Below are 20109 nucleotides of genomic sequence, written 5' to 3'. Positions count from 1 at the left end.
GTCAGCCGGGTGAAGCATCAGCGGAACCGCTCAGGCTTCCGCTGATACTGATGCTCTCACTGGCGAACTCACATCCAGGGCCACGCCTTCAATTCGTACTCTTTCGGCGGGGTGTCACCGGCGAGGTTGTGCACGAAGTAGTCCCAGCGCCGGCGCGTGGCGTACGGCGTGGCGGCCGCATAACCGTGGTGGACGTTGGGGATGATCAGCATGTCGAAATCCTTGTTGGCCTTGATCAGCGCATCGGCCACCAGCATGGTCTCGCCCAGCGGTACGTTGTCATCGATCGTGCCGTGCACCAGCATCAGGCGCCCCTTGAGGTTCTTCGCCATGTCCTGGTTGGCCTGGTTGTCGTAGTTGGTGCTGCCGTCCTTGTTGGTCACCAGCAGACCCTGGTACTTCTCGCCCCAGTCGTTCTCGTAGTTGCGGTTGTCGTGGTTGCCACTCTCGGCCCAACCGACCTTGAAGAAGTCGGGGTAGCGGAACATCGCGTCGGCGGTGGTGTTGCCGCCACCGGAATGGCCCCAGATGCCAACACGGTTGATGTCGATCCACGAATAGCGCTGCGCCAGCTCCTGGATGCCCTTGACCTGATCGGGCAGCGTGTTGTCGCCCATGTCGCCGTACCAGGTGTGATGGAAGCTGGCCGAGCGCCACGGCGTACCCATGCCGTCGATCGCCACCACGATGAAGCCGAGCTCGGCCAGCGCCTGGTTGTCGCCGCGCGAAGGCAAGAAGCTGCGTCCGCGCACCGAGCCGGTCTGCGGGCCGGGATAGACATAGTCGATGATCGGGTACTTCTTGTGCGGGTCGAAGCTCGTCGGCTTGAACATCATGCCGTACAGATCGGTCTTGCCGTCGCGCGCCTTCACCGTGATCGGGATCGGCGGCACCCAGCCGGCTGCCTTCAGGCGCGTGATGTCGGCCTTCGCCACGGTGGCGATGATGTGGCCATCATCCGACGAACGCAGCACGGTCACCGGTGGCACGGTGGGCGTGGAATAGCTGTCGACGAAGGTCTTGCCGTCGGGCGACATGCTGATGATGTGGTCGGCGTCCTCGGGCGTCAGCAGCACCGACTGGCCGCCATCGAGACCGACTTTCCAGAACTGCCGGTAGTACGGATTCACGCCCGACACGCGGCCCACACCGGTGAACCACAGCGTGCGCGCCTTGCGGTCGAGGTGCAGCACGTCGACGACGTTGCCCTCGCCGCTGGTGATCGCATGCTCGAGCTTGCCGCTGGCGAGGCTGTACAGGTACAGGTTGCCCCAATCGTTGCGCTCGGAGAACCAGATCGCCTCGTTGGTCTTGGGCAGGTACTGCCAGTTGGCGGTGTCCATGCCGCTTTCGAAGTAATCCTTGACGCTCTCGTCGAACGCGGTGCGCACGGCGCCGGTCGCGGCATCGGCCACGCGGAACCATTCGTGCTTGCGGTCGCGCGAGGTGGTCACCAGCGCCAGGGTCCGGCTGTCCGGCGCCCACTGCAGGTCGTCCCAATGGCCGTCGCTGCTGCAGCTGATGTCGTCGCACAGGCTGGACAGGCGCTGTTGCGGCGGCAGTTGCAGGCGCACCATCTTGCGCGAGGCCACGTCGATCACCACCGGCTCGATCATGAACACCTTCTTGTCGCCGGGCAGCGGATATTTCCACGCGTCCAGCTCAGGGTGGCCGACCTTCGTGCGCACGGTGTACATCTCGCCCACGCCGCGCTGGTCCTGCTGGTAGGTGGCGATCTTGGTCGAGTCCGGCGACCAGTTCAGCACGGAACGGTCGGTATGGATCCAGCCGGCATTGTCGGTGGCGTAACCGAAGTCCTTCACGCCGTCGGTGGTCAGCTGGGTTTCCTTGCCGGTCGCTACGTCACGCAGCCACAGGTTCCAGTCGCGGATGAAGGCTTCGGTCTTCTTGTCCGGCGACAGCAGCCCCGGCTCGCTGCCGGTCTTCACCAGTTTCGCCGCGTCGGTGCACTCGCCGGTGCCCTTGAGGTCGCACAGGTAATGCTTGCCGCCGAGGTCGACGTCGTAACGTCCATCCGGCTTCACGCTGTAATCGAGCAGCGGTGGAAGTTTCTTCGTGTCTAGCGGCTGGCCGCTGGCCTTGCCCAGCGCGGCGGCCAGCTTGGCCTGGTCGAACGCCGGCGCGACCTTGCCGGTGGTCGCGTCCATCAGCATGACGTGATCGCCACGGACATCGTGGTCGCGATACCAGAAGTGGGTGTCGTCCAGCCACTTCACTCGGTGCACGTCGTGATCGACCAGCGGCGCGGTGTTGTAAACCATGAAGCGTTCCGCCTGCGCGTAGTCGCTCGCACTCAAGGTGCTGCCCTGCGCGGCGACCACGCCACTCGAGAACAACCCCATCACCACCATACCGGACAGACACGACTTGCCGATCATCGAATGCATGCATTTCTCCCACGGGAAACCGGATGGCGTCAGAGCGGCCCGATGGCCGGCTCCGCACCCTATCCGCACGATGCTAACGCGATACGGCCCCCGGCTACCCATGCCAGAGGTCCATGCGACTACGCGATCACGCCGTTTGCCGCAAACAAACTAGACTGGCGCCGCACTTCTCCGCTGGCGCCACCAAGTACTGCCGCCAGCCACACTTCCCACCATGCAATGCGACCCCATGACGACTGCCCAAACCGAAGCCCGCCTGCTCGAAATGGTTTTCCCGGACCACACCAACCACCTCGGCACGCTGTTCGGCGGCCAGGCACTGGCGTGGATGGACAAGGCCGCCTTCATCGTCGCCTCGCGTTACGCACGACGCACCGTGGTCACCGCGCGATCCGAAGAGGTGAGCTTCCGCGTGCCGGTGCGTACGGGCCAACTGGTGGAACTGGTCGCCAGCGTGGTCAATGTCGGCCGCAGCTCGATGCACGTCGAGGTAGAGATGACCGCCGAAGATCTGCTCAGCGGCGATCGCCGTGTGTGCACCACCGGTCGCTTCGTGATGATCGCGCTGGATTCCAACGGCTCGCCGACGCCGATCCCGGCGCTGCCTGTCGTACATCTAAACGTAAATTCTTGAAGCATAGTCTTCCGCTTGACGTCTGGCCGCGACCTCGCTCAGGCTGATTGCCCTGTAACACGCAGCGAAACCACATTCTGCTTGCCACAAGCGGCAAAGCCATATCTTGCTGGCCGCAAGCGGCGTAACCATGTCTTGCTTGCCGCAAGCAGTGCAGCTCTACCTTTGCTTGCCGTAAACGGAGTCGTTCGATGCCTGCTCGCCTGAGAATCATCGGCAATTACATCTCGCCCTATGTGCGCAAGGTGCTGGTGTGCCTGGAGCTGAAGGAGATCGACTACGAGATCGATCCGATCGCACCCTTCGTCGGCAACGACCAGTTCTCGCGGCTCAGCCCGCTGCGGCGCATCCCGGTGCTGATCGACGACGGTTTCGTGCTGAATGATTCCTCGGTGATCTGCCAGTACCTGGAAGAAAGGTATCCCGCGCCAGCGTTGTATCCGGCTGACATTGCCGACCGTGCACAGGCACGCTGGCTGGAGGAATACACCGACACGCGTCTGGCCGACGGGCTGATCTGGCGGCTGTTCTATCAGTTGGCGATCAGGCGCCATATCTTCGGCGAAACCACCGATGAAGCCGTGGTGAAGCACGCGCGCGAAGTGGATATTCCCGCCACGCTGGACTACCTGGAAAGCCAGCTGCCGGAAGACGGTTTCCTGTTCGGCCCGTTGTCGATCGCCGACATCAGCATCGCCAGCTTTTTCCGCACGGCCTCATTCGTGCGCTACGCGATTGATGCTGTGCGCTGGCCACGCTGCGCAGCGCTCGTCGCGCAGGTCCAGGCTCTTGCGGCATTCCAGAAACTCGCCCGCTTCGAGGACTGCATGCTGCGCCTGCCGCTGGCCGAGCAACGTGGCGCGCTGATCACTGCCGGCGCACCACTGACCAGTGACACACTCGGAACCAGTACGCCCCGGCGTGGTACATCGCGCGAGTCTTAATCATGCTGCTGCAGTCGCTTCCTTGGCTTGCGAGCAACCTCAACGCTGCCCGGCCGTCAGCTCGACCAGCCAGTCGACGAACACGCGCAGCCGCGCGGGCATCTGCCGCTGCGGTGGATACAGCACGGTCATCGGCAATGGTGGCGGCGGTGTTGCCGGCAGCAGGTCGCACATCGTGCCGCTGGCCAGCTCCTGTTCGATCCGATAGCGCGAGAACTGTGCGATACCGAGACCAGCCTTGCAGCATCCAAGATAGGCATCCGCTCCACTGACGGTGATTTTTCCGGGCAGGCTCACCTCGCGACGCTTGCGACCGACCATGAATTCCAGCGGTTCGGCACGGCGCGTCGTCGGCGAGGCCCAGTTCACTGCGTAGTGACCCTCATGCAAGGCCACCAGCGATTCCGGCCGCCCGTGTCGGCGTACGTAATCGGCGCTGGCTGTGGTGACCTGCGCCAACAGGGCGACGCGCCGACCGATCATCCCCGTATCGCCCAGCTCACCGACCCGTACCGCGCAGTCGACGCCTTCGCGCACCAGGTCAACGTAACGATCACCGGTACCGATATCCAGTTCGATCTGCGGAAAGCGCGCGCAGAATGCGGGCAGTGCCGGGATCACCAGCAGTCGCGCCAGCGCGGCGGAAAGATCGATTCGCAAGCGCCCTTTCGGCTGTACCGCAGCCTCGCGGAAATCGGTTTCGACTTCGTCCATATCGGCCAGCAGGCGCACGCAGTGGCCGTAATACACCTCGCCGTCGCGGGTGGTGCGCACACGACGGGTGGTTCGTTGCAACAGTTGTGCGCCGAGCCGTACTTCCAGCCGCTTGATCGCGTGGGTGACGGTGGCACGCGGCAGGTTCTGGTCGTCCGCGGCAGCGGTGAAGCTGCCCAGTTCGACAATCCGCGTATACAACCGCATCGCTTCGAGACGATCCATGATGATTGTTGTCACTAATGAAATAGTGATGGCCATTATTGAGCATTTATCCGAATGCCGGCACGGCGCACCATGCACCCACCTTCACCCACCGGAGCAACGCCATGCAGACCCGCACTCTTGGAAAGAACGGTCCTCAGGTTTCCGCCCTCGGCCTCGGCTGCATGGGCATGAGCGCGTTCTACGGCCAGCGTGACGATGTCGAATCGATCGCCACCATCCACCACGCGCTGGAGCGCGGCCTCAACCTGCTCGATACCGCCGATGTGTATGGCCCGCATACCAACGAGGAGCTGGTTGGCAAGGCGATCAAGGGCCGTCGCCAGCAGGCCTTCATCGCCACCAAGTTCGGTATCGTGCGTGATCCGGCGAATCCGCAGGCACGCGGCGTCGACGGCCGTCCGGAGTATGTGCGCGCCTCCTGCGACGCCAGCCTGAAGCGGCTCGGCATCGAAACCATCGACCTGTACTACCAGCACCGCGTCGATCCGAACGTGCCGATCGAGGAAACCATCGGTGCCATGGCCGAACTGGTGCATGCCGGCAAGGTGCGTCATCTCGGCATGAGCGAAGCATCCGGCGGCACGCTGGAACGCGCCTACAAGGTGCATCCAATCGCCGCGCTGCAGAGTGAGTTCTCGCTGTGGACCCGCGACCCACAGCAGAACGGCATGCTCGCCGCCTGCCGCAAGTTAGGTGTGAGCCTGGTCGCCTACTCGCCGCTGGGCCGCGGCTTCCTCACCGGCGCGATCCGCACGCCGGAGGATTTCGATGCCGACGACTACCGTCGCAGCAGTCCGCGCTTCATGGGCGACAACTTCACCCGCAACCTGCAACTGGTCGAACAGGTGAAGGCGCTGGCCGCGGACAAGGGCTGCTCGCCGGCTCAGCTGGCCTTGGCCTGGGTGCTGGCGCAGGGCCAGGATGTGCTGGCGATACCCGGCACCAAGCAGCGTTCGCGGCTGGACGAGAACCTCGGTGCGCTCGACGTGCAACTCAGCGCTGCCGAACTCAAGGCGATCGATGCGGTGTTTCCGCCGGATGCCGTGGCCGGCGAGCGATATGCCGGAGCCATGATGAAGATGGTCAACGTGTAACGTCTGCTCTTGTTGCTCTCCCTGCGACCGAAGGGAGAGCAGCCAAAACCGCTAAACTTCGCCGCATGAGTACCCCTGAACATTCACCGCTCGGCAAGAGCACCATCTATGCCGACCGCTACGACCCCAGTCTGCTGTTTCCGATACCGCGCGAAATCAAGCGCGCGGAAATCGGTGTGGCCGAGCCACTGCCGTTCCACGGCGTCGACATCTGGAACGCCTACGAGCTTTCATGGCTCGACGTGCGTGGAAAACCTGTGGTGGCGTTGGCCGAGTTCCGCGTACCGGCAGTTTCGCCGAACATCATCGAGTCGAAATCGCTCAAGCTGTACTTGAACGGGTTCGCGCAAGAGCGCGTCAATGATGCTGCCACGCTTGCCGCCACGCTGACACGGGATCTGTCCGCCGCCGCCGGTGCCCTGGTCGATGTGCAACTCCGTGACGCGAGTGCGGCCGCATACGCCGTCGCCGATCTGGACGGCCATCTGCTCGATGGCCAGGACATTGCCATCGACCACTACGGCCCACCGCAGGCGGATTTCCTGCATGCGGATGCCGGTGCCAACCCGGTCGTGGAAACCCTGGTTTCGCACCTGTTGCGCTCGAACTGCCCGGTCACCGGCCAGCCCGATTGGGGCAGCGTGCAGATCGTCTATCGTGGCGCGCCGATCGCCCACGCCGGTCTGCTGCGTTACCTGGTCTCGTTCCGTGATCACAACGAGTTCCACGAACAATGCGTGGAGCGCATCTTCGTCGACCTGATGCAGCGCTGCGCTCCACAGCAGCTGAGCGTGCATGCGCGTTACACCCGCCGCGGCGGCCTGGACATCAACCCCTTCCGCAGCAGCATGCCGGCCACACCGAACAATACACGCACGGTTCGCCAGTAGATTCCCACGGTGATCGCGGTGGCGCGATCACCCGGTAATCGGCGCTTCAGATCGACAGGGCTAGCCTCGGTATCCTTGATCCAGGTATCCGGACAGCGCTGCGGCCACCGCCGCGTCACGCCAGTGGAGTTTCCGCATGACACGTTCCATACGCTCGGTCGCGCTGTACAGCGTCAGTCTTGCCTGCCTGCTGCTCGGCGCCTGCGGCAAGCACGCCCCGGCACCGCCAGCCGGTTCGCCGGCGGCTGCGAGGACTACCGCTACTGCGCCAACCGCTGCCAAGCCCACTGCGGCCAGCACCAGCAAGAAAGCTGCAACCGTACCGCCCACGCCAGCCATCGCCAACACAACAGTGCATGCCACCGTAGCCAACATACCTGTCGCTTCTGCCACCGCTGCGCTCAGTGTGGCCAGCGTGACGCTCGGCAACGCCGTCAATGCCGCGCATCAGGTGAGCCAGGCTGGCAACCGCTTTGCCGCCAGCGACAAGATCATCTACGCCAGCGTCGCCACCACCGGTCGCAGCGACGGTGCCACGCTCAACGCCAAATGGAGTTACCTGGAAGGCAACGGCCAATTGATCAGCAGCATCAGTCAGGCCCTCGCCACCGATGGGCCGGCCGTCACCACGTTCATGGTGCAGAACCCGGATCTGTGGCCGGAAGGCCATTACAAGATCGAGATCTCGCTCGATGGCAAGCCGGTCACCACGCAGAACTTTGAGATCAGCAAGCACTGATCCGATCTTCCCGCTTCAAATGCAGAAGGGGCCCGCTGGGCCCTTTCTGCATTTGAGCTACGCGGTGTGGCAGCGCACTCAGAACTTGCCGCTGATGCTGATGCCATAGGTTCGCGGCGCGCCGGGGATATACGTCGGCAGATTGAAGTCCTCGCCGGTGTTGCCTGCATCGATCAGGTATTTCTTGTTGGCGAGGTTGCTGCCCCAGATGCCCAGGTCCCAGCGTCCCTTGTCGAACGTCACGCCGGTGCGCAGGTTGAGCAGGCCATAGCCGGCCTGCACGTAGTTGGGATTGTTGTCGTCCTCGAAGTACACCTTCGAGCGCCAGGTGTAGCTGGGGCGGAAGTAGAACGCCCGATCGGCGGCCAACGGAACATTCCACAACAGGCCTAGCGACACCGTGTTGTCCGGCGCCAGCCGCAGATGGTTGCCCGCGTACTGTTGCGGGTTGCCGTTCTGGTCAGTGTCGTCGAAACGCGCATGCAGGTAGCTGTAATTGAGGAAAGCGCTCAGCTCGGAGGTGAACTCCTGCTGCAGCGAAGTCTCGAAACCCGGCGCGTGCGCGCGGCCGGAATTCACCGCGATGTATTGCCCGTTCTGATACACCTGACTCTGGAAATTGGTGTACTTGTAATAGAACGCGGAGAGGTCGTAGACGAACTTGCCCTCATCCGCCGAACCCTTGACGCCAACCTCGTAGTTCCACAAGGTTTCCGCCGGCAACACCTCCTTGGTATAGCTGCCATTGGGATTGACGTTGAAGGTCAGCGCATCCGGCCGGCGACCACGCGAGACGCTGACATAGGCATTGATGTCGTCGTTGACGCGCCAGCTGCCGATCAGGCGGCCCACCACCGAATTGGTGCTCTTCGCGCCGATGAGCTTGCCGTTGGTCGGCGCGAACAGGTCGTTGGGCGCGGTAATACCGTTGACACCGGCTCCAAACAGCGCAAAGGCCGGCCCGATACTGGCCGCATTGGGGCCAGTGGCGTTGAACACCTGATAGCCCGCGGTGATGTCCTCGCGCGACGCGCGCAAGCCGCCAGTGATATCGAAGCTGTCGTTGATGTGGAAGGTACCGTCGGCAAACACCTCGTACGAGCGTGTGCTGCCGTAGTTCTCGAAGCCTTCTTTCTCATCCGGATTAAGCGGGGTGTTGAGCAATGGAATGACGCTGTAGGGCTGGTTCGGCTGGAAATTCGGGGTCAGCAACGGCGGATCCGTCGGGCCGAAAAGAAGATTGACCACACCGGGATCGAGGCTGCGCGCCAGCGGGATCAGGTCGATCAGCAGGCTGCGCTCGTCGGTGTTGAACGGTACCGCCTGGCTGCCGTTCTCGTAGAAGAAGTTGGCGCCGAAGAAACCTGTGAAGCGCCCACCACTGTCGTAGTTGAAGCGGATTTCCTGGCTGGCCTGGTGGGTCCGCGAATGATTGCCGAAGTTGAGCATATCGAGCTGCGAGCCGTCCGCGTCAAACTCTTCGTTGGAATCGAGTCTGCGCAAGCCGGTGGTGGTGTTCAGAGTCCAGTCGTCGCTGAGCTGGAAGCTGCCCAGCGCGGCGAGACTGTAGACCTTGCGGCGAATGCCGAGTGCACCGCCTTCGTTGAGGTCGGCGGCACCGAACACGTTGGTCGAGCCCTGGCTGTCCGGCAGCAGGCTGCGGAAATCGGTGCCCGGAGGCGTGTCGTACTGGTAGTTGGCGACCAGATCGATGCTGCTCTGCTCGCCGGTCTTCACGTGCAGGCTGGCGCGCACCGCCTTGGTGTCCTCGCCATCGAGCGTGCCGCCGGCGAGGTTCTGGATGTAGCCCTCGTGCTCGCTGTCGTAGACCGCCACGCGCGCATCCACGTCGGCGCTGAGCGGGGTATTGAAGAAACCGGTGAACATGCGGCTGTCGTAATTGCCGAACTCGGTGGTGAAGCCGCCCGAAGTGGTGTCATTCGCCTTGTTGTCGATCAGCGAGAGCGCACCGCTCTCGGCGCCACGACCGAACAGCGTGCCCTGTGGGCCCCGCAACACCTCGATGCGATCCATGTCGTACAGGGCCACGATCGAGCCAACCGCGCGGCTGATGTCCACGCCATCCTGAAAGACCGACACACGCCCGGGCGTATTGGCCGATGTGTCGTCGGTGGTGATGCCGCGTATCGCGATGCTGGGTGTGTTCGGGCTTTGCACCTGTATCTGCACGCCCGGCGCGTAGCGGCCCAGATCATCCATATGCGTGATGCCGAGCGTCTTCAGGAAATTGCCGGAATACGCCGAGATCGAGATCGGCACATCCTTTTCCTGCTGCTCGCGCTTCTGCGCGGTCACCACGATCCGGTTGAGGTTGACCGCGCTGGTCGGCGCCGGCGTACTGGCTGGCGCTGGTGTATTGGCAGACGGCTGGTCCTGCGCCTGCACAGCCAGCGGCGCCATACCCAGCAACAGGCACTGGATGGACCAGGACAGCCAGGTGCGGCGTGACGCCAGCACACCAACGTCTGCTTTGGAATTCGACATGCACTTCCCCTGATACCGCATGGCCCGCTCGAGACGAGCATGACCGGACATGTTGTCGGCCGTGCATGACAGTGGCATGTCCCGCGGCTTTCACCGTGGCACCCCATCACCTCTTGCGACGTCCGCCCTCTGAAAGGCAGCACAAGACCCCGCCCCCTTGGAGCAGACGCTACTACGAGCAGGTGGTTGCAGGCTCGCTGCGCTGCCGCAGCATCTGGCAATTACGGGAGAAGTATTCCGGGAACAGCGCGGCTCGATTCCCAAGCTGAGTCAGCCGATTATGGGGTGCCCGCCTGGCTTGCAGTGTCACATCATCCGGTATTGGCATAGCGAGTTCTCAATCGTCAGCCTCAACCGAATAGCCCCAGTGTCGCAGCATGGGTTCGAGCGTGGGGAGCACCAGCTCGAACTCCTGCTGGTACCGCGTCCAGCGATTCAAGCCCTTTCTGTTCACTGGCTCAATGACCTGGTTGTAACTCGGGGTGGCTATGTATCCCTTGTTGCGCGCGTGCTGGTCGAACCGCAACATCGGCGTCGCATCATCCAGTCCCAAGAATTGGGCGATACGCGCAGTATGCCCGGGAAAATCTGCCACAAGATCCTCATAGCGTGACACCAGCACATCAGGCTGAAAGATACCCATATTCTGCAGCCAGTAATCCATCGCACCCACGTAAGCGGAAGCCAGCCGCGGCAGGTTGGCGCAGGCGGCACCCAGGATGCCGGAACGGAAGTTCTGCATATAGCAACTCAGGATCACGTCGCACGGGTGGCGCACCGCAAGAATGAACTTCGCCCGGGGAAACAGCCGGTATATCAGCGGCACCCAGAGCATGTTCAGCGGGTTCTTGTCCACCAGTTGCGCATCCCAGCGCCGCGGGATCTTCTCGGAAACCATGACCAGATAGAGCTTGCGCAGCTCGTCGCAATCGCGTTGCTGGAGCAGTTCCAGCTTGTCCATGATCCCCTCGTCATGACTCTTCAGCTTGTCGGCAAGCCGGTTGAAGAAAGGGTTCTCGTCCATCGACTGCAGGCCCGGATGTGCGTCCAGCATCTGTTCAAGCAGGGTCGTTCCGGAACGGGGGAAGCCCACGATGAAGACTGGCGAATCCCTTGAGTCGGGCACCTTCGTTGTCGACCACCGGCGATAGGCATCGGGAGTCACCAGTGGAAGTGCTGCGGGCAGCGCCGGGCACTCCGGCAGGAAGAACTCAGGCGACGCTATCCGTAGCTCCTGCACCTGCCATTCGTGCGCCGTCCGCAAGGCCTGCATTGCCTGGCCCGGCGCGCCGAGCTTGTCGTATGTCTCCCCCAACTCGAAATAATGCGCGTAGTCGCTGGCGTGCCGCGGTCCGCATTGTTCCAGCACGGATCGCGCGTTTGCGAGGTCGCCGTTTCTCAGGGCCAGTGTAGCGAGCAGGTGGTGGACGTCGCTCCTTGCCGCCTCGGTCGAGACAATGGGGTCCCCAAGCAGAGCGCGCGCCATGATCTCGCTGCGGGCGAGTTCGTTCATTCTTTCGTACACCTTCGCCAGCAGCAATCGTGCCTCCAGATGGGACGGGTTGCGGGCAATCAGATCCTCGAAAAGTACGGCGGTGGACGGCGTATCGCCCATCAGCTGCAGCAATTTGGCCAGCTCCAGCTGCAGCGGTTCGCTCTCCAGCGGCAACCATGTTCGCCAAGGCTTCAGCAAGTCCGCGGCGCCATGAAAATCCTGGCACAGGCAACAGGCGTTTGCCGCATGGATTCGCGTCAGCGGCAAATTCTTGTCGAGTTCGAACGCGTCAAGCAATGTCTCGCGCGCGGCCAGGCAGTCCTTGCGCGCGAGCAACAGCAAACCCAGCTGGACCTTGGGCATGAGATTGCCCTGATCCAGCCTGATCGCAATCGCGTACGCGCGCTCTGCTTCCGGTGTCACGCCACTTTCCAGCAATGCGGTGCCGTAGTTGCACCAATAGGCACTGCACTCTGGCTGCAACTCGGTCAAGCGGGCGTAAGCCGCAAGGGCTTCGGCAAGGCGGCGCTGAAAATGCAGGCTGAGGGCAAGCAACTGCACTACTTGCTCGTCATTGGGGTTATCGGCCAGTTGCGCACGACAGAGTCGTTCCGCATCGGCTGGTCTCGCTGCCTGCAGGGCCTGAACGATCAGGGTGGTGGTTTCAGTAGTCATGACATCAATAAAAAGGGCCGCGTGATCGACTCACGCGGCCCTTCAAGGTTAACGCACTCGCTTGACGCTCAGAACTTGACCGTCACGCGGGCCCAGAAGTAACGACCCATCAGGTCGAAATCGCTCGGGTCGGTGTCGGCGTTGAGCGAGTTGTTCGCGTACAGCACGGGCGGCTGCTTGTCGAAGACGTTGTTCACACCGAAGTCGATGCGCGTGTTCAACGGTTCGATGTTGTAGCCAAACGACACGTCATTGTAGACGGTGGCGCCGTACTTGAACTCCGCACCGGTGATGGTGCAGTGATAAACGCCGCCCGCCGGATTCGGCTTGCCCTGGTAATAGCACTGGCCATCCGGGAACACATCCTGCGACGGACTCGCCGAACCCATCTGGAAGCGACCGATGTAACGCATGCGCCAGGAGGCATCCCAATTACCCAGCTGCCAGTTCACGAAACCCTGGGCACGCCAGCGCGGGAACAGGCAGGTGCCCTCGCCCGGGCAGGCCGCTTCCTGCGCCGAACCGTATGACAGGAAATGGCCCGCATCGGTATAGGTCGTGTTGCCCGCCGTACCCGGGGCAGTCTGCAGGTTGTAATACTTGAGGTAGGTGGCGTTGATGCCGAGCGTGAATTTACCGAAGGAGAATTCGGGCAACTTGTAGGCTACCGACCAGTCGACGCCGCCGGTATTCAGCGTACCCAAGTTGGCGGTTGGCTCGCCGATAGTCAGGATCTGGCCCTGGTTGGGTCCGACGACCGGATTGCGATGAATCTGCGAGCAGAACGCGAGGTTGCCAGCGGCGCAGACATCGAGGACGCTCTGCGCATCAACCGTGGTGATGGTGTTGTTGAGATACACATGCCAGAAATCAACCGTGGTTGACAGGCCTGGTGCCCACGACGGGCTGTAGACCGCGCCGAAGTCAAACGACTTGCCCTGCTCAGGCTTGAGCTGGATACCGGCGAATTGGGCGCCTGACAGAATGCCGGTGATCTGGTTGTTGGCGGCGACGGCCTGGTTGATGAAAGTGCCATTCGTCGGCACATTGACGCAGGCGGGGTTGACCGGCGTGCCGGTATAGCCATTGCAGGGATCGTTTGACAGCTTCGGTGCGTCGGCCGCCGCCCCATTGAATGCCTCCGCGAGATTGGGGGCACGAAACACGTTCGCCAGGGTGCCACGCAGCAACAGATCGTCGATCGGCTTGTACTCCACCGCGAACTTGAAGTTGTTGGTGCTCCCGTAGCCATTGTCGTAACGCGAGTAGCGATCGCCGATGGTTGCGTTCAGCGACTTGATAAGCGGCAGCTCGCTAAGAATGGGAATCAAGGTTTCCGCAAAGACCTCCTTCACGTTATAGCCGCCACGCGTGGCCGAGACACATTGGCTACCCAGCACACAGGTACCGGCGACCGGGTCGAATGCCAGCAGTGGATCCACGTTCGAGTTGAGGTATTCCTGGCGATAGTCGACACCAGCCGCCAATTGCACCGTGCCCGCGGGCAGGCTGAACAGGCCACCATTGATGCCTGCGTGCCACTCCTTGAGGCTCGAATATTCATTGGTGACGGCCGGTGCCGCGGCTGCCTTCAGCGCAGCGACCGAACCCGGTGAGTACAGGTCGAACGGATTGAACCCCAAAGCCGTCGAAGTGATTCCAGCCGGGCAGGCGATAGGAGCCGCCGCCGTTCCGCACGCCAGGCCTGTGGCTGACATGTAGGAGGGGCCCGTGTACAGCTTGCCTGCATTCGGCAGATTCAAGGTCGTGGTGACCGCGCCCGAATGGCCATAGTCAAGGCCGGCATCCCAGTTCCAGTCCTGGCTGAATAACGAGAAAGTGCCCTTCAAGCCGAGATTGACCTGACCGGTGTTGGAACCAAACGTCGCCACACGGTTGCCGAGGGAGGCCAGACGAGCGTTGTAGGTCGGGCCGGCGCTGCTGAAGGTGGCGCCAAAATGGTTAAAGTAATTGTTGACATCGATGATCGTGTTGGCGGCGACATAAGGCTGGTCGCCGTAGACGCCAGGGGCCAGCTGAAAATTCGACGAGGTCTTGTTGAAGTAGGCATTCATGTAGGCCTGAACGTTGTCGCTCAGGTTGTAGGTGCCCATCAGGAACGCGTTGGTGCGCTCCTGCGGGGTCAGGATCAGGTTGACCGCCGCGTAGTTGTACTTGTCGCTGTTCGGGCCGTTGTCCTGGTAGCAGTGGTAGTTGGAAGTGTTGACGTCTGCGCTGTTGCCACCCGGGTTAAGCGCCACGAAGCTGCAACCAAAAAGTCCCTGCACGGGGGTGCCGGTGACCTGGATATGACCGTAGGGTGAAGACGATGATCCACCGACGTGGGCGGTCACCGGCTGCGGCGCGCTCGGGCCCGTGCCATTGGTGCCATAGATCGACACCGCGTTCTTGGAGAAACTGCGGTTGCCCGCTTCCACGCCGTCCTGCTTGTTGTATTCGATGCCGCCCATGATGCTTCCCTTGTCGGACGTCTGTCCGAAAGTGAAGCTGTAGCCCGACTGGTCACCGTCGTTGTGGTCGGATTCGCCGACGTTGGCCGTGAACTGCGCGCCCTGGTAGTCCTTGCGCAGGATGAAGTTCACCACGCCGCCGATCGCATCAGAGCCATAGGTCGCCGAAGCGCCGTCGGTCAATACTTCGATGCGATCGATCATGGCAGCCGGGATGGCGTTCACATCCGGCGATTCACCTTCGGTCGAAGTAACCGTGCCGATGGAACTAATCACACGCTGACCATCGACCAAAATCAGGGTACGTTTTGCACCAAGACCACGCAGGTTGATGGTGGAAGCGCCAGTACCGCCGCCGTTGTTGACCTGCGGATTGGTGTTGCCGCCTGTCATCGCCGGCAGATCCTGTACCAGGTCGCCCAGCGTCATCTTGCCAGTCGCCTCGATCTGCGCGCGGTCAATCGTGACCACCGGATTGGAGGTTTCCAGATCCACGCGGCGGATCAGCGAACCGGTGACCACAACCGTCTGCAAGGTAGCTACTTTTTTTGGAGGATTGGCTTGATCCGACGTTTGCGCGTTGCTGGAATTCTGCGTCGCAGGCTGATTGCCGACGGTCTGGGCAAATGCGCTGGTGGTGATACCCATGGCAGTAACCGCGCCGAGAGAAAGGGCGATCCGAACTGCCGAAGAAAGTCTCTTGACCCCAAATTTCATGACACCCTCCGATGATTTTCATGAACCAGGAATAGCTGCCACCCTGATCGTTTTTCGGCCTCTTCATCGAAGCCATATATCAGTAAAGTAAATGTGGTTGCGGCCGTCATCGATACCTGGCTGCTTCAGCCGGAGCAGCCATCATTGATAACGGGCAGCCAGATCGTTAATGCAGGCCGGCACTGGCAAGCCGTCAACCAAACTTGGCAAGCAAGCGGGCCGCCAGACTAACTAAAGCATCGCGCTCGACAGCCACCTCATGAAGATCTACCTTCAGGCGGTGAAATTCGGCGCCAGGCAATGGCCTACTGCTGAAACGAAACCTTCTCACCCATACTCGAACCGCGTCGGTTCGAACATTAAGTCTCGACGCAACCACGGACGCGGGGAGATGGCGCTCCACAACCATTTTTATGGCTTCAGCCTTCAGTTCTTCTGGATAATATGTCGGACGCATTCATGCCCCCTTCCTTATCAACCGGCAGCAAGCAACTATTCGATTAAGCGCTTATATCGTGACCATTGATGCCGGACGCAAATTGGGCTTGATCACGAGATAATGATTCACTTGAAATGCATTTCTTTCGTTGTTACCTCGCATTTACGATATCTAAACGAACAGTGATTTCATATATCCACTTTGATTCAGTCTGGGTATGACCAGTCATCAAAAAGTAAAGGCACCCGGAACAACGTCGGGCAAAGTCCTATATAGCCACTCTTCTTCAATTTCGTTATGACCACTATCAGACAGCCGAATACCATTAGGTACCGCCCCTCGAAATATCACGACCCGGAAGTAGAGAGATTCGGCGATACTCAGGCCCAAAGGAAGTCTGCCGCCATAAAGAAGTCGAAGTTCACCGAAGAGCAGATTGCGTTCAATCTGTAGCAGTCCGAGGCAGGGGTCACTGTCGAGGGGGTGGGCTGGTAGATGGGCATCTCACAAGCTATAGAGGCCAATACACATGCATAAAAATGGCCCGCGAAGGCCGGGCCATTTGAATTGCAATCAGACTCTGGCAATTACTGGGCAGAGCGGTTGCCGAACTTGTACGTCGCCTCCAGATACAACTGGCGCCCATATACGCTGTAATTCGCTGAGTTGTAGGGGCCGAATACATAGCCCGGATAACTGTTATCCACTGGCGGCATCTTGTTGAACAAGTTGTTCACCAGGAAGGACAGCGTCAGATTTTTCGTCGGGTTGTATTGCACGCTGCCGTTATAGGTAACCCAAGCTGCCAGATAACCCGTACCGGGCGATGAATAATTATCAAGAGTGGTTGCCAGATAGTTAGGCGAACGACCATCACGGTTGGCAAACAACGTGGCGGTCCATTCACCTAGGCTCCAGGTCACCGAGGCATTGGCTTTGGTCTTGAAGTCGGTACTGTACAGCGGGCTGTCCAGGTAGTTGATGAACGGGTCGCCCGCGAGCGGCTGCTCTTCATGCTTCAGCTCGTCGCTGTAACTACCGGAGAACGACAAGCTGCCATAGATGCCAATATCTACTTGATAATTCAGATTGGCGGTGATGGCATTGACCCGTTCCCGCGCTATGTTCTGATTCGGCGTGTAGATATCCTCAATCGTACCGAATTGATTGCGCGTAATCGCGTTGATCGCATTGATGCAACTCGGCGTAGTGGGATTAAGAATCCCCTGCAGACAAAGGGAATTCTCCTGTGAAATCGTGTCCGGTGGCACCGTCCCCACTTCGTTGCGGATGTCGAAGTGCAGATAATCGACGGTCACCGAGAGCTTCGATGTCGGCGCCCATACGACGCCATAATTCCAGTCTTTCGCCGTGATCGGCTTCAGATTGACATTGCCCGAGGTGCTATTGAAATAGCTTGCTTGAGAATAGACGCCCGGGCACTGGCCCAAGGTGGGGCCCGTGAACCCCAACTTAGCGCAGTTGTAGTAATCGGTGACCGTGCTGTAGTAGCCGCTCGGCCCGGAATACTCATCAGCCAAGGTGGGCACCTTGAACGCCGTGCCGTATTTGCCCCTGAGCAACAGACTCTCGAAAGGGCGATATTCCAGTGACACCGTATACGTATTGTGCTTAACCTGGTGGCCGGATACTTCGTATCCGTCCTGACGACCGGATACATCCACGGTCAGCTGCTGCAGCAGAGGAAAATTCAACTCGGTCGTGGCGGCATAGCGCGAGCGATGCCCCGCACCCTGGTCCGCGGTATAATTGTAGATATCTCCATTGAAATAACCCGGGTCCGGCACATAGCCCCAGCCCTGGTTGCCTCCTTCCAGCACGACCGCGAGGCCGGCATCGCCGCCTGGCAAGGTGAATAGCGAGGCATTAGTCACCTGTCCGCGCAACATATTGTCCCAGGTCTTGCCCAATGTCGTGGCATAACCGGTGAAGCTATGATATTCCGCTGGCGTAATCGGGGTATAGAAAGCGGCGTAGTTGGGCTCGAAGACGGGTACCCCATAACCATCGGGATCCGGCCCCAGGGTCGATGTCAAGTCCGGGCCCAGCACACGATTGGTAAAGAAGGTATTGATGGGATTCGTGAAAGCGACGTAATCACGTTCGTCGGTCTTGTCGTTGGAATGCGTAAAGCCCAGATCGTAGTCCCAGTTCGACTGCCCGAACGTGCCTTTTCCACCCAGACTGAACATATAGGCGTTTTCAATCTGCTTGTTCATGGAGTTCTGGTAGCCACCCACTTCTTCCGGCGAGAAGATACGCTGCAGATCCGTATACTGAGCCCGGATGGGGTCGTAAAATGTCAGGCCTGAACTTGAAGTCAGCCAGTCGGCGGCCCCTCCCGGCTGGTATTTCTGCTCCTGGTAGTTGTAGAGCAGGTCGCTGTACAACTGCAGGTTATCGTTGACGTCAAAGGTTGCGTGTGTATACAGGTTTGCGGTCTTGCTTTCATTGGCCAGCGTGACGTAAGCCTGTTCCCCGTAGTACGACCCGCAATAATTTCCGCTATTGGCGCGATACCTGTACCCCGTCGTTCCGCCGAACCCAGCCGTCGTGTTGGCGCAATTGTTGGGATCCGCGAATTTATAGCTATCAATGCCCAGCGTGGGATCAGTGGCCAAATAATCCCGCTCCGCGATGGGTCCGCCAACGGCATCAAGATCAGCCTGGGCGGTCAGCGGCCGATCGTAGGCCCAGATAGGCTGTGTACTCTCGAATTGCACGCCGGCAATCAGGTTGAATTTGCCGACATTGAAACTATCGGCCAGATAGCCCCGGCGCGCCGCACCGCCGCCGTTGCTGTTCCAGCCATAGCGCACGTCCAGCACCGGTGCGTCGATCTTTTTCTTGAGCACGATATTTATCACGCCCGCAATCGCGTCCGAACCGTACAATGACGACTGCCCGCCCGGCAGGATGTCGATGTGGTCGACCATCTCGACCGGAATGCTGCTCAGATTGTTGAAAACATCGCTGCCGTTGTAGAGCGCGGGGAAATTGCCCATCGGGCGGCCGTCGATCAGGTACTTCACGTAGCCGGGTGATAGACCAAACAAGCTAAGCGTCTGCGCGCCCTGTGTGAAAGTTCCTACAGCCTCAGGGCCTGTCACGCTGCCCACCGCATTGGAAGATTGCTGTAGCGCCTGTGCCACCGTGGCAAATCCACGCGCCTTCAATTGGTCCGCCGTGATGGTCACTGTGGGCGTTGCCGTCTCAATTTGCGTCTGCGGAATCAGCGAGCCGGTTACGGTGACCGCCTGCAGCTTCTTGGCGTTGGCGGTGTCCGGCGCTTGATCGGTGCTCTGCTGGGATGTGCTCTGCTGGGATGCATCGGTCTGGGCCGACTGCGCATAGGCAGAGGTATAGCCAAGCGCCAGGGTTGCCATCACGGCAACCGTCAATTTCGACTTGATCATTATCCATATTCCCCCGGATTTAGGAAAGATGATTGAGGCCGGTGCACGCACCTTGAACAATCCCCACCAGCACGCATTTTCAATGCGGAGTCGATGCAGTCTCATTGTCGATTTTATTTTGTGCAAGCGAGTTTCTGATGCAGGCATTTAATGTCGACACAATAAAGCCATGCTCTGTTCGATATCAGAAAAGCCGACCACAAGACATTCTCGCAAACAAAATCATTTTCGAATATTCGCGAGCCGCGTAATTACTTGAAATATGATCCGCCATCGCCCCCTATCCCACTTCTAATAAAGCAGCAATTGTCGAGAACGGCGGCTCAATAGACTTATCACCAATTATTCAAAACGCTTAATATCATTTTTAACAGGTATTCACGATATCTAAACGAAAAGTGATTTCATATATCCACTTTGACTCGGTTCGGATAGGACCAGTTTCCATTAATGGCAGGCAACCTGACCCAAGTGAGACAAAGTTCGATATAACCACTTTTCTTCAAGTTTTCCATGACCACTAGACCGGAAAAACGGAATAACTGCCGGGAAGGAGGAAGCTTGAATTTTTCATGGCAAGGAGCCTCCAAAACCTTTTATCAGGCGCGTTATCCCGGCGGTTGTTGATAGCGGCCGGGATAACGTCCCTGGGAGGTTTTCGAGGCCCAAACCAAGAACCTGGAGGTCCATCAGAAGGGTGTCCACGCACTGGCCTGGAT

At 60.0% G+C, this 20109-nt stretch carries 12 protein-coding genes and 1 pseudogene; 5 read left to right on the top strand and 8 right to left on the bottom strand.

Going from position 1 to position 20109, the window contains the following annotated elements; translation table 11 throughout:
* Nucleotides 1-68 precede the first annotated feature (68 nt).
* Nucleotides 69-2408, bottom strand: coding sequence for a S9 family peptidase (locus tag GSQ75_RS16380; protein WP_158755952.1), 2340 nt, complete (start codon nt 2406-2408; stop codon nt 69-71).
* Between the two features lie 229 nt (nt 2409-2637).
* Here GSQ75_RS16380 and GSQ75_RS16375 point away from each other — a divergent pair, with 229 nt between their 5' ends.
* Both GSQ75_RS16375 and GSQ75_RS16370 read left to right on the top strand, forming a co-directional pair.
* Nucleotides 2638-3042, top strand: coding sequence for an acyl-CoA thioesterase (locus tag GSQ75_RS16375; protein WP_158755951.1), 405 nt, complete (start codon nt 2638-2640; stop codon nt 3040-3042).
* Nucleotides 3043-3233: 191 nt separating this feature from the next.
* Entirely contained in the window at nt 3234-3986 is a 753-nt protein-coding gene (locus GSQ75_RS16370) for a glutathione S-transferase family protein (RefSeq protein WP_158755950.1), read from the top strand.
* A gap of 39 nt (nt 3987-4025) precedes the next feature.
* Here the strand turns inward: GSQ75_RS16370 and GSQ75_RS16365 are convergent, their stop codons facing one another.
* Nucleotides 4026-4925: a LysR family transcriptional regulator gene (locus tag GSQ75_RS16365; protein WP_158755949.1), complete on the bottom strand. Its 900-nt coding sequence runs from the start codon at nt 4923-4925 to the stop codon at nt 4026-4028.
* A 104-nt stretch (nt 4926-5029) separates the two neighbouring features.
* Between GSQ75_RS16365 and GSQ75_RS16360 the strand changes: the two genes are divergently transcribed.
* From GSQ75_RS16360 to GSQ75_RS16350, 3 genes are all read left to right on the top strand, one after another.
* Nucleotides 5030-6022 carry an aldo/keto reductase gene (locus GSQ75_RS16360; RefSeq protein ID WP_158755948.1) on the top strand — a complete coding sequence of 331 codons (993 nt, stop codon included), beginning with the start codon at nt 5030-5032 and terminating at the stop codon, nt 6020-6022.
* Between the two features lie 65 nt (nt 6023-6087).
* Nucleotides 6088-6912, top strand: coding sequence for an NADPH-dependent 7-cyano-7-deazaguanine reductase QueF (gene queF, locus GSQ75_RS16355; RefSeq protein WP_158755947.1), 825 nt, complete (start codon nt 6088-6090; stop codon nt 6910-6912).
* A gap of 136 nt (nt 6913-7048) precedes the next feature.
* A complete protein-coding gene (locus tag GSQ75_RS16350; protein WP_158755946.1) occupies nt 7049-7651 on the top strand; it encodes a hypothetical protein in 603 nt (200 codons plus the stop codon).
* Between the two features lie 78 nt (nt 7652-7729).
* On the opposite strand, the gene GSQ75_RS16345 is transcribed toward GSQ75_RS16350, so the two are convergent.
* The 6 genes and pseudogenes from GSQ75_RS16345 to GSQ75_RS16325 form a co-directional block, all read right to left on the bottom strand.
* The gene (locus GSQ75_RS16345) at nt 7730-10156 is read right to left on the bottom strand and encodes a TonB-dependent receptor plug domain-containing protein (protein WP_158755945.1); all 2427 of its coding nucleotides are present in this window, start codon (nt 10154-10156) and stop codon (nt 7730-7732) included.
* 337 nt (nt 10157-10493) lie between these two features.
* On the bottom strand, nt 10494-11783 hold the full coding sequence (locus tag GSQ75_RS16340; RefSeq protein WP_254058620.1) for a tetratricopeptide repeat-containing sulfotransferase family protein: 1290 nt from the start codon (nt 11781-11783) through the stop codon (nt 10494-10496).
* 297 nt (nt 11784-12080) lie between these two features.
* Nucleotides 12081-12326, bottom strand: a pseudogene (locus GSQ75_RS19340) (tetratricopeptide repeat protein); the annotation flags it as partial.
* Nucleotides 12327-12394: 68 nt separating this feature from the next.
* A complete protein-coding gene (locus tag GSQ75_RS16335) occupies nt 12395-15445 on the bottom strand; it encodes a TonB-dependent receptor (RefSeq protein ID WP_254058618.1) in 3051 nt (1016 codons plus the stop codon).
* 262 nt (nt 15446-15707) lie between these two features.
* The gene (locus GSQ75_RS16330) at nt 15708-15971 is read right to left on the bottom strand and encodes a transposase (protein WP_158755942.1); all 264 of its coding nucleotides are present in this window, start codon (nt 15969-15971) and stop codon (nt 15708-15710) included.
* Between the two features lie 569 nt (nt 15972-16540).
* Nucleotides 16541-19390, bottom strand: coding sequence for a TonB-dependent receptor (locus tag GSQ75_RS16325; protein ID WP_158755941.1), 2850 nt, complete (start codon nt 19388-19390; stop codon nt 16541-16543).
* Between the last annotated feature and the right edge of the window lie 719 nt (nt 19391-20109).

The organism is Dyella sp. S184 (genome assembly GCF_009766065.1).
Classification (GTDB): Bacteria; Pseudomonadota; Gammaproteobacteria; order Xanthomonadales; family Rhodanobacteraceae; genus Rhodanobacter.
This window is presented reverse-complemented; position numbering and strand designations above follow the sequence as displayed.